The organism is Psychrobacter sp. PL15 (assembly GCF_035984995.1).
In the GTDB taxonomy this organism is placed as follows: Bacteria; Pseudomonadota; Gammaproteobacteria; order Pseudomonadales; family Moraxellaceae; genus Psychrobacter.
Genome location: NZ_JAXCIB010000026.1, coordinates 1 through 10,721, shown reverse-complemented (window position 1 = coordinate 10,721; position 10,721 = coordinate 1). Strand labels below are relative to the sequence as shown.

Below are 10,721 nucleotides of genomic sequence, written 5' to 3'. Positions count from 1 at the left end.
CCAGTTGGTGGTGCGGTACTTCTTCTTGTCGGCGGCAGGAATATGTGGTTTCATCTCTTTATAATATCAAATATAAGTGCTTATGCAACAAGGCCGATAAATGGTGCTTTGTTTCCTGCATTAGCAATTGTTTACTTAAATTTGCTCGAAGGATATAAAAATGGATTATCTATAATTCTATTTACTATATTTTTTTACTTAGTTTTTCTATTGGCTTTTAATGGCTCACTATTTTTTACTTATGCATTTTTCTCAACATGGGTTCATGTTTAAATTTTAAAAGGTAGTTGATTCTAAAACTACGAAATAACTTGTATCATAGCTTTTTATTTCTCTATGCCAACACTAAAGTCAACGTTGGTGGCACTACCACCTGTTTTAGGTACGAAAGGAAGTATAGCGAACAAATTGAGCCAAGCATATATAGATAGAGCTTTAGAAGATTTTAAAAAGGAAAATAAATGAAAAATAAATTTTTCATTTTAATCGCTATTATCTTGATTTCTGCTTTGTTTTTTTTATGGATGGCAATTATACAATGCTTATAATTTATGATTATTCATGATTTAAAACAACTAAAAAAATAGAAGGTACAGTGTAAAAATTAAGAAAATAATGTTAAATATATTTTTTATGCTATTGTTTTTTTAGTTGTTTTTCTAGCGTACGACTTTTATAAAGGCTTTCAAATAGGTATGGGAGTTTAACGCCTATAATAGTTGAAAATTGTTATATTTAAAAAGAAACGAAAAAGCTACGACTCTTAATGAATCGTAGCTTTTTCGTTTCTCCACGCCAACAGTCAAATTAATATTGATGTCATCAGCAGGGCCAATGAAGAGCTTGGGGCGCAGGTTGAGATTACCCAAGCCTTTGATCAAGAGCGTCGTAAGGTTAAGACGGATATTAATACGAAAGAGAAGGATTTAAGAGACGAAGCACAAGAAGCTCGTGATATTGGAAACTTTCCACTTGCGGTAGAAAAAGAAAATGCTGCGAACAAAGTCAAAAATCAAGGTCTGCTCTTTGATGGTATAACGGGTGCTATTTATGGACCGAACAGCAATGGCATTACAGGCTACGTTGCAAAAGCTGCTAGTCCATTTGTAGCGAATCAAATTGGAGATTATTATAAGGATAATAAAGTATTTAATGAGGTTGATGGTGGTAATCGACTAGAAACGAATAGCCCTGCTCACATTCTTGCTCAAAGTATATTGGGAGCGGCAGTAAGCTATGCAACAGGTAACGATGCATTGACGGGTGGTATTTCAGCAGGCGCAGGAGAAGCCTCAGCACCTCTGATCTCTAAGTTCTTATATGGTACTTCTGATTTTTCTGATTTAACGGCTGATCAAAAGGATACCGTTAGTGCAATTACTAGTGCTCTTGGTGTTGGTATTGGTGCGACAACAGGTAGTGCCAATGACGCAGCCAATGCTGCTGAAACAAACAAGGTGGCGGTTGAAGATAACTGGGCAGCAGAAGGCCATTTCTCAACAACAGCAGCAGTGATGTATTTAGGTGGTTTTCCTCCAAAAGTAGCCGAAGCGATAGGTTATGCCGCATGGGGACCTGATACTGATACTCGTAATGCAATTACATTTTATAATGTAGCTGGAGACAGAAATGTCACTGCTCAAAGAGAAATACATTTACTTGATAGTATGACGAACTTGAATGATATAGCTCAGCAGAGAACAGACATTGAAACATTCTTAGTTCCGATATTAAGAGAGATATACTTAAATCCAGCGAGAGCTTCTGAAATATTGAAAAACCCTAATGTGCAGAATGCCTTACACTCTTACGGAGATTCCTTTGCTCATGTAAGAGCAGACGGTACTCACTATGCTCCGTGGCAAGGTCATTTAGAAGATATGGAAAATCCTGATCAACCCAATAGTAATCCTCAGGCATATAAAAATTATGTTGAAGGTTTACAAAAGCTTGTAAATCGTGCAACGAGGCAGAACATTAATGGTAGTGCAATTAATCGTATAGCTAATGAAGTTGTAAGAGTAAATGGTGAAAACGATCAAATATCTACTATTCAGAACATTGTTAACGATAATTCTTCAGGTAGAAACAACATAAAAGCTGAATCAGCAATTCCAGGTTGCAGATTAAATCAAAAGTGTGCCATAAGTGGATCTTTAGTTGATCCCCAACTCAATTTAATACTTAATGGAATACCGAAGCCTAAACCAAAGCCTATTCCTAAAGGGTATATTCCTATGAGAGATAGATAATAGTTGTAAGGTGTAATTATTTAAGTGTAAAACTATACATTAATAAAGCATAAGGAGTACTACTATTGAATAAGATAACGCTTTCGTTAACAATTCTAATATTAACTATAAAAATAGTAGAGAGTGTAGCTATGACTCCTACCTTAGTAACAAAAGCTTTGATAATTAGCGACTGTCAGATTCCTGATTCTGGTATAGATATAGGGTTATCTAAAGAAATAAGTATTCAAGAGCTTGTAGATATGAAACAAAAAGTTCTAAATGGTGAACTACAAGAGGCAAATGCTCTATATAGCTATTTGAGAGATGATTATTCTGATATGGCTATCTGTTGGCTAAAGCTAGCAGCTAATGAAAATAATGCTTATGCTCAGAATACTTTAGCTGAGAATTATCTCATAGGGCAGTATTTAGAAAAAGATATTAATAAAGCCATTTATTGGTACGAACAAGCTGCACAGGGTAAAGAGTCGTATGATTACTCTAAGATAAGTTTGGGTGATATATACTCTAACGGTCAATATATTGCTAAAAATGATAAAAAAGCAATGTTTTGGTATACAAAGGCTACTCAAGGAGATAAAGAGAGCCCAACTTATGGTAATGCTTTATACAAAGTGGCATATGCTAATCAATATGGTGTTGGAGTTGCAAAGAATGAAGATAAAGCTTTAGAAATCTACAATGAAATTCTTGATTTACCTCTAAATATTGCTAGAGATGATGTTAAATACCTAGCAAATGCCAACATGTATGAAACAGGTCTTGGCGTCAGGAAGGATATTAAAGAAGCAGCAGACTATTATTTTTATGCGGCAATAGACGGTGATAAATCTGCTCAATTCAAGATGAATGAGTTGTACCGAGAAGGCAAAGGTGTTCCGCAAGACAGTGATATGGCAAATGGTTGGCTTGAAATCTCTCAGCTGACTCCAGAACAATTATCAGTCAGTATTTATGAGTAGAATAATATGAAATCTGTTATTAAAAAGATATTTGTTTGGATACCAATTGCTATTGTAACTTTAGTAGTGTTGTCCATTGGCATCACTTATGCAAAAGCTCAGACCTATCACTGGATCATTGCTCCATTCTCAGGTGGTGGCAGCGAACCCTATATTTTTTATTGGGACAAGAACTCTACTAAACCTGAAAATAGCGAAGGTAAAGCTTATGCCCAATTTAAAATGGCATTTGGCACACCGCCTAATAAAATAGAGAAAATGTATTTTTTAACTTACACTGAGTACGACTGTAATAGCAGCACTATGAATCTTAAAACAGAGCTGTACGCTGTAGGTGTTGCTCTTCCCTTACGTACATCTACTGACACTAAAGAACACAAAGAAGGTAATATCTTAGGATTAGACTATTTGTACGATAAGCTTTGTAAAAAATAGATTAAAACAAATATTTAATAAAGTTCAATACTACTTTTCTAGTTTTATAACGCACAATTAATATGTTTAATAATTATCCAAAAGCTACGACTCTCAACGAATCGTAGCTTTTTTATGTCCATATGCCAACAGCCACATCAATGTTGGTGGAACCATCACCTTAGACATTGGCAGAGATGTCAACATCAAAGGCGGCGTCCTCAATACCGACAAAGCACAAGGCATCATCCGTGGTAACGTCAATACCGAATCGCTACAAGATACGGCCACCTATGATAGTAATCAGAAGAACATGGGCTTTAACCTTGATGTCGATCTAAAAGGCGCAGGCTCAAGCCTATCTCTCAATGGCGCTAAAACCAATATCAATGCAGACTCTAAGATGGTCGGTCAGCAAACAGGTCTCTTCGCCAACGAAGCCGACTTAGTTGTTGAAGACAAAGGCAACTTTAAAGGCGCGGTCTTCCTCACCTCAGAGGAAGCACAAGCCAATCGCAAGAGCAATATTGTCTTCAAACAAGGCGTCACCTCAACCGACATCGTAAACACCACAAGCTATGAGGGTGATGCGATCTCTGTTGGTCTCAGTGTTGGTAAGATCAAAGATAAACCACAAGCCACCATGAATGGTCTCGGCTATGGCACCGATGGCGATAGTGATAGCAGTATCACCAAAGGCGGTGTGAGTGGCTTTAATGATCCACAAGGTAATCTGACTACAGAGAACCGTGAAGCTCTTGGCGGCAAGCTTGAGAACAACTTCAATGCCAATGCTGTGTTAAAAGACCTCAACGTACAAGTTGAAATCACCAAAGAATTCCGTAAAGAAAGCTTTCAAGCCATTAACGACTACACTGGCACTCGCCAAGTTGACTTACTCAAGCAGCTTGAAACCGCTAGTGACGAGCAAAAGACAGCCATTTATAATGAAATCTACAAACTACAGTACCAAAAGCGTTTATTACAAACCTTAGTAGGGGTGCTAGCAGGATTACCTGAACCTGCCATCACTCAAGGTAGCTTACAACTGGCAGCTACCAAAATGCGTAAAGAGAGCTTGGACAATTCAAGACAGTCACCAGGCGTGGTATATACTGATGAAAACGGCAATAGCCAAGTTACCAGTAACGTTTCCTACGACAGTGGCTATTTTGATGGAGTGAAGCTAGGTGGTACACGCTTATCTACCGATGTAATTTGTGGTGAGGATAATAGACGTTGTAAAAATGATGGTAATGGTAATTTAATTACAGATAAAAATGGTGACTACACTTTCACTGGACAGGGTGACATAGAAACCTATCAAGATTTAATGCAATCAGATGAATTTAAAAAACAAATTGGTGCTACGGGTGGAGCGCAAATGCATCAAGGCACCTTATTTGGCTTTGAATACAAGCCTGGCGGACTTATCGATATGAATATTGAGGGCTTCGCGGGTCCGCATGATTTGGCTGGTGGTCAAGGGCGAGGCTATTATGGCGATGATGGCAATACGAAGCCTGGTGATAAGCCATTTCAAGGAGTGGTCACAGGCGCTGCCATTCCAGCTGTCGCCCCATTTGCACTAGCTGACTTAATCTCACCCGATATAATGATTATGCTATTAAAACTAGGAGGTAACTGATTATGAGGATTATCTATTTATCAATATTTGCAGTTTTACTAAGCGCTTGCTCCGCCTTTTATGTAGTACCTGGTTATGATCCCTATGTGTCTTTATCACCACCTTATATACAACACTTTCAAAAGCCTGATACCATTGGTCATACCAACGTTGATAGGCGTTGGCAAGATTTTCAGAGCTGTGGGGTCAAAGCTTATCGTGATGGTAATTTAGATCTAAACACCAGATATCCAGGCATGACTAGTGCTCAAGTATCTAAACGTAGTGAGAAAATAAGATCATGTATGAAAAATAAAGGCTATATTTATTTGGGTGAAACAGAATGTGTCGATGGCAAGAATAATAAGTTAACGGGGCTGTGTAATTAGGAGGTAACTGATTATGAGAATTTTTTGTCTATCCATACTTGCAGTTATACTAAGCGCATGCTCAGCCTTTTACGTTGTTCCAGGCTACAATCCTTATGTTTCTTTAGATCCTCCAACAATACAACATTGGCAAAAACCAAATACCATTGGTCATACCAATGTAGATAAGCGTTGGCAAGATGCTCAAGAGTGTGGAGTTAAAAATTATGTAAATGGAACATTAGACTTAAGTGTTAGTTATCCTGGGATGACTACTGAACAAGTTAAACAGCGAAGCAAATCTATATCGACATGTATGGAAAATAAAGGCTATATTTATTTAAAGAACACAGAGTGTGTCGATGGCAAGAATAATAAGTTAACGGGATTGTGTAATTAGGAGGTAACTGATTATGAGAATGATATTTTTATTAATATTTGCAGTTTTACTAAGCGCCTGCTCAGCCTTTTACGTTGTTCCAGGATATAGCCCTTATGTCTCACTCAATCCTCCAACAATACAGCATTGGCAAAAGCCTAATACTATTGGTCGTACCAATGTAGATAAGCGTTGGCAAGATGCTAAAGAATGTGGTGTTAAAACTTATCGTGATGGTAATCTGGATTTAAGTGTACGCTATCCTGGTATGACTACTGAACAAATTAAACAGCGAAGTATAGCCATATCATCGTGTATGGAAAGTAAAGGCTATGTTTATATAAAGACTACAGAATGCGTCGATGGCAAGAATAACAAGCTGACTGGGTTGTGTAATTAGTCTTAGCCTATCTAAATCATTTAACATAGCGCAGGCATTTAGCTTGCGCTTATTTTTTTCTAGCGATCCAGTTGCCGCACCATTTGCACTAGCGGACTTGCTCTCGCCTGATATGATGGCAATACTCTTACAATTATCAGGAAATTAACCATGAGAATTTTTTGTTTATCCGTGCTTGCAGTATTACTAAGTGCTTGTGATACTTTCAATGTCGTCCCAGGCTATAATCCATATGTATCATTAGCACCACCTGTGATACAAGGCTGGCAAAAAGCAGATAACGTTGGTCGCACCAACGTTGATAAGCGTTGGCAAGATTTCCAGAGTTGTGGAGTAAAAAACTATAATAATGGAACATTGGACTTATCAGTTGAGTACTCAAACATGAGTACGGATGATGTAATAAAGCGTCGTAGGAGAATAGAGTCTTGTATGAAAAATAAAGGCTATATTTACCTTGGCAGTAAATGTGTTGATGGTAAAAATAATAAGCTAACGGGGCTGTGTAATTAGGAGGTAACTGATTATGAGAATTTTATATTTACTGATGTTGAGCGCTATATTAAGTGCTTGTAATACATTTAACGTTGTTCCTGGTTATAGTCCTTATGTATCATTGGCTCCTCTCCAAATACAAGGCTGGCAGAAATCAGATACTATTGGTCGTACTAACGTTGATCGACGTTGGCAAGACTTTCAAGATTGTGGGGTTAAAAAGTATTTTGATGGTAGTCTAGATTTAAATAATCGTTATCCAGGTATGACGAGTGAAGATGTCAGTAAGCGCAGTAAAGCTATTAGAAGTTGTATGAAAAACAAAGGCTATATCTACTTAGGTGAAACAGAATGTGTCGATGGCAAGAATAATAAGCTAACGGGTCTGTGTAATTAGCTTTAGCTTATCTAAATCATTTAACATAGCGCAGGCATTTAGCTTGCGCTTATTTTTTTAGCGCCATAACTCTATCTAATCCTGGTATCTTCAACGATAAAGAAGCCTCCTTAGCCAATGCCGCCAAACAGAACACCAATGATACTAATAAAGTAGGCGCTCTAGTCGTCATGAATCAGCCAACAGGTAAGTATGATGGCTGGTGGATACTATCGTCATTAACTTCAGAGTTAATGTATGCTGGATATGACAAGTTTAATGATACTTTAGGTGGCAGGCTGCCCTTAACTAATTCAGAAAAACTCAATCAAGATATCTACCTTGACGCTATGGAAAAAGGCTTACAGATAGATACCAGTAATCACAGTCGAGGTGGACTGACCGGTAGCGTTGCTCTAAAAGACTTAAATAACAATCAGAATATTACAAATATTCCTATTCGTCAGTCACGCTTTTATGGTACTGCCACTAACGTACAGGACTACGCTGATCAGCTTGCCAAAAATGGATATACTTATGTGGGTATAGACAAAGATGGTAATGAGGTTGTTTATCAAAGCGGTGCTTATTCTGCAGTACACAAAGCGGACTTTGTCGGTCGTCCTCCGATAATATTAGGCGGTAATCCTGCGACAGGGGGCGAGTGCTGGGCATGTTATTCACACAGTAGTTATTATGCGGAGATACCAGCAGAGTACCTAACGAATAATCAAGGTCAGTATATTAATAATGCAGGTAAAGTTGTTTCAGAAACACAGAAAGTAGAAAATCCACTTTATGTAGATTTTGTAGATAAATGGGGTACGCCAAAAGACAATATTAATCCATCAATTCCTGTTTTGGTTAAGCCTAAAAACCCTCAATTAGAAGGAGTTTATAATGAAGATGCTTTTTAATATCATAACAGTCGTTTTCTGCCTAAGTTTATCCGCTTGTAACTATGGTATCTTTGATTGGAATAACCAAAATATCGATAAAACTAGAGCTTATAAGTTGACGCAAAGCTGCCGTATAGAACAGCAAAACATTGCAAGGAATAGTTTAGGTACTAAATATAACGATGAGGTTGATATTGATATACTAAATAAGTGTATTGAAAACCATAACTACAAATTCAAATCCGACCCTAAATACAGGTAGGAATAAGGAGTTTGAATACAATGAAGAGCCTTATGACTATTAGTGCTTTATGCTTATTTCATACAGGCTGTCAATCTTGTCGCTTTCTTGACTGGAATTGTAGTGAGCCAAATCCCAAATGGTCTAACTCAGTTGACGAATGTCAATTAACCCAAAGACAGAAAGCTAAACAGATTTTAAAAGAAAAATATTCGGATGATATACAAAATAATATTAATTATCAATGTATAAAAAATACCAATTATCAGTATAAGTAGTAAGGTGGATTTCAATTAAAATGAAAAACATTATTAGTTCCATTATGGTATTGGTGTTTATTTCAGGTTGTGTATTTCCTGGGCCTAGTTGTGGCTATGACATCAATTGTAATAAAGATATCAGCAATACTGCGTGGTATAAGAAAAGAACATCATGCATTAATGAACAACAAAACATAGCCAAAAAATTATTGAAACAGAATTACAATGAAAAAATTGATAGTGAAATTTATAGCGAGTGTGTTAAAAATACGGACTATAAATTTAGGACCACAGGCTAATTACAATGAATATTAATCTTAGTGTTTTGACTCTCATTTGTATGTTTTTAATCAGCGGTTGCAGTTATGGAATATTCGACTGGAATCAAATTCATCTTGATGAAACACCTGGATATAAAAAACGTGCAGAGTGTACAAGCTCTCAACAAGCTATAGCTAGACAAGTACTTGGTTCTAGTTACAACTATGAGATAGAACAACATATTTTTAATAAATGTGGTTCTAATCCAAATTACAAGTTTAAGACTTCAAACTAAATTGCGGTCTTGATCAGACTTTATAAGCAGATTCATACTAATAGATTGAAGCCAATTAATGCTAAAGTCTCAATCAGAAGGAGTTTATGATGAAGATGCTTTTTAATATTATGACAGTCGTTTTCTGCTTAAGTCTGTCCGCTTGTAACTACGGTATCTTTGATTGGAATAATCAAAATATTGATAAGACTAGAGCTTATAAAGAAAAAAATGCTTGTGTTTCTTCTCAACAAAACATTGCAAGAACAATATTAGGTAGTAACTATAATAAGGCTGTTGATGATGACATTTATTACAAATGCTTAGAAACACCATCCTATAAGTTTAAATCCGATCCTAAGTATAGGTAGGAATAGGGAGTTTCAACATAATGAAAAGCCTTATGACTATTAGTGCTTTATGCTTATTTCTTACAGGTTACCAATCTTGTTGCTTTCTTGACTGGAATTGTAGTGAGCCAAATCCCAAATGGTCTAATTCAGTTGATGAATGCTAATTAACCCAAAGGCAAAAAGCTAAACAAATTTTATAAGGAAAATTCGTAATGAAAATAGTTAAGATCACACTCATCTTTTTAATGTTGAATATGAGTGGCTGTGTTTTAAATGATTATTACCAACAAGACTGTGCAATTAGTGGAGACTACTACAAGCAACTACCATCGGATGAACAAAAGCGTTTAAATAAGAAGTGTGGCGGCGCACCGCAATGGAAATTGGTGAAATCAGATAATAATTAAGGTGTTGATGAGACTACTAAAAATGCTCTACTTTTAGGGTTGTCAGCAGCTGCTGGTGCTATCGTAGGTGGAGACACGGCAGGTACAGCTAGTAGTGTGAATCAAACGCAGAATAATTATTTGACTCACATACAGGAAGCTGCAAGAGCGAAAGAGCTATCAGCTTGTAATACTAACGAATGTCGTAGAGCTGTTTTAGTGAAATATATCGATATAGATAAGGAGCAAAACGAAGAATTCAACGCAGCGTATAAAGGGTGCCGTAATGCTAATACAGATTCATGTAAAACGTTTGATTACCTCCATGTCACTCAACGGAGAGATTTAAATGCTAAGGCAGGTCAACACCTCATAAATGATCTTAAATCAGGTAACTTGAATAATAATTGGAATCAAGTATCAGATGACAAAAATATTTTCCATAACTTTGGTCCTGATGGTAAACCGAGAAAGTTACCTAATGGACAATATCAGTATAAAAAGTTTGTTAGCAAAGATGGACGGCTTGAAGTAATTGTTGATAGTGGCAAAGATGGGGTTCTCAAGCCTAATGAAATTAAATCGAGTAATATAGTAACCGATCCTACTAATGCAGGAAGTTATAATTATTATGCACCAAATAAACTATCTCATCTAACTTATGATGTTTCTCCATATATAGTCAATTTCCTTTAAAAATGTTATAAACTAAACCAACTAACCTATTACTATTATAAATACTCATGACTTATTCACTAGATTTTCGCAAAC

15 protein-coding genes and 1 pseudogene are annotated in these 10,721 nt (G+C 36.5%); all 16 read left to right on the top strand.

All coding sequences use genetic code 11. From position 1 onward, the window contains the following. A partial coding sequence (locus RCH20_RS12250) for a hypothetical protein (RefSeq protein WP_327193801.1) occupies positions 1-273 on the top strand: 273 nt, incomplete at its 5' end. A 983-nt stretch (positions 274-1,256) separates the two neighbouring features. After that, positions 1,257-2,252 carry a VENN motif pre-toxin domain-containing protein gene (locus RCH20_RS12245; RefSeq protein ID WP_327193800.1) on the top strand — a complete coding sequence of 332 codons (996 nt, stop codon included), beginning with the start codon at positions 1,257-1,259 and terminating at the stop codon, positions 2,250-2,252. 65 nt (positions 2,253-2,317) lie between these two features. Beyond that, on the top strand, positions 2,318-3,217 hold the full coding sequence (locus RCH20_RS12240) for a tetratricopeptide repeat protein (RefSeq protein WP_209958704.1): 900 nt from the start codon (positions 2,318-2,320) through the stop codon (positions 3,215-3,217). A gap of 6 nt (positions 3,218-3,223) precedes the next feature. After that, positions 3,224-3,652, top strand: a complete 429-nt coding sequence (locus RCH20_RS12235) for a hypothetical protein (protein WP_209958702.1) — start codon at positions 3,224-3,226, stop codon at positions 3,650-3,652. Positions 3,653-3,752: 100 nt separating this feature from the next. After that, positions 3,753-3,932: pseudogene (locus RCH20_RS12545) on the top strand (hemagglutinin repeat-containing protein); the annotation flags it as partial. Between the two features lie 12 nt (positions 3,933-3,944). Next, on the top strand, positions 3,945-5,279 hold the full coding sequence (locus RCH20_RS12230) for a hypothetical protein (protein WP_327193799.1): 1,335 nt from the start codon (positions 3,945-3,947) through the stop codon (positions 5,277-5,279). Positions 5,280-5,365: 86 nt separating this feature from the next. Then, entirely contained in the window at positions 5,366-5,647 is a 282-nt protein-coding gene (locus RCH20_RS12225; RefSeq protein WP_327193798.1) for a hypothetical protein, read from the top strand. Positions 5,648-5,660: 13 nt separating this feature from the next. Then, a complete protein-coding gene (locus RCH20_RS12220) occupies positions 5,661-6,026 on the top strand; it encodes a hypothetical protein (protein WP_327193797.1) in 366 nt (121 codons plus the stop codon). 13 nt (positions 6,027-6,039) lie between these two features. Then, complete coding sequence (locus RCH20_RS12215) at positions 6,040-6,405, top strand: hypothetical protein (protein WP_327193796.1); 366 nt, start codon at positions 6,040-6,042, stop codon at positions 6,403-6,405. 150 nt (positions 6,406-6,555) lie between these two features. Continuing rightward, complete coding sequence (locus RCH20_RS12210) at positions 6,556-6,918, top strand: hypothetical protein (protein ID WP_327193795.1); 363 nt, start codon at positions 6,556-6,558, stop codon at positions 6,916-6,918. Positions 6,919-6,931: 13 nt separating this feature from the next. Beyond that, on the top strand, positions 6,932-7,297 hold the full coding sequence (locus RCH20_RS12205) for a hypothetical protein (RefSeq protein ID WP_327193794.1): 366 nt from the start codon (positions 6,932-6,934) through the stop codon (positions 7,295-7,297). Positions 7,298-7,467: 170 nt separating this feature from the next. Further along, positions 7,468-8,193: a hypothetical protein gene (locus RCH20_RS12200; RefSeq protein WP_209958694.1), complete on the top strand. Its 726-nt coding sequence runs from the start codon at positions 7,468-7,470 to the stop codon at positions 8,191-8,193. A 787-nt stretch (positions 8,194-8,980) separates the two neighbouring features. Next, a complete protein-coding gene (locus tag RCH20_RS12195) occupies positions 8,981-9,232 on the top strand; it encodes a hypothetical protein (protein WP_327193793.1) in 252 nt (83 codons plus the stop codon). Between the two features lie 86 nt (positions 9,233-9,318). Then, a complete protein-coding gene (locus tag RCH20_RS12190; protein WP_327193792.1) occupies positions 9,319-9,582 on the top strand; it encodes a hypothetical protein in 264 nt (87 codons plus the stop codon). A 194-nt stretch (positions 9,583-9,776) separates the two neighbouring features. Beyond that, a complete protein-coding gene (locus RCH20_RS12185; RefSeq protein WP_327193791.1) occupies positions 9,777-9,971 on the top strand; it encodes a hypothetical protein in 195 nt (64 codons plus the stop codon). A gap of 39 nt (positions 9,972-10,010) precedes the next feature. Next, positions 10,011-10,646 (top strand): hypothetical protein, encoded by a 636-nt coding sequence (locus RCH20_RS12180; RefSeq protein WP_327193790.1) that lies wholly within the window; start codon positions 10,011-10,013, stop codon positions 10,644-10,646. Positions 10,647-10,721: the final 75 nt, after the last annotated feature.

Coding starts and splice junctions, on each gene's coding strand:
- RCH20_RS12235 (WP_209958702.1), top strand. CDS start 3,224: ATGAAATCTGTTATTAAAAAGATATTTGTTTGGATACCAATTGCTATT.
- RCH20_RS12230 (WP_327193799.1), top strand. CDS start 3,945: ATGGGCTTTAACCTTGATGTCGATCTAAAAGGCGCAGGCTCAAGCCTA.
- RCH20_RS12220 (WP_327193797.1), top strand. CDS start 5,661: ATGAGAATTTTTTGTCTATCCATACTTGCAGTTATACTAAGCGCATGC.
- RCH20_RS12215 (WP_327193796.1), top strand. CDS start 6,040: ATGAGAATGATATTTTTATTAATATTTGCAGTTTTACTAAGCGCCTGC.
- RCH20_RS12210 (WP_327193795.1), top strand. CDS start 6,556: ATGAGAATTTTTTGTTTATCCGTGCTTGCAGTATTACTAAGTGCTTGT.
- RCH20_RS12205 (WP_327193794.1), top strand. CDS start 6,932: ATGAGAATTTTATATTTACTGATGTTGAGCGCTATATTAAGTGCTTGT.
- RCH20_RS12200 (WP_209958694.1), top strand. CDS start 7,468: ATGAATCAGCCAACAGGTAAGTATGATGGCTGGTGGATACTATCGTCA.
- RCH20_RS12195 (WP_327193793.1), top strand. CDS start 8,981: ATGAATATTAATCTTAGTGTTTTGACTCTCATTTGTATGTTTTTAATC.
- RCH20_RS12190 (WP_327193792.1), top strand. CDS start 9,319: ATGATGAAGATGCTTTTTAATATTATGACAGTCGTTTTCTGCTTAAGT.
- RCH20_RS12185 (WP_327193791.1), top strand. CDS start 9,777: ATGAAAATAGTTAAGATCACACTCATCTTTTTAATGTTGAATATGAGT.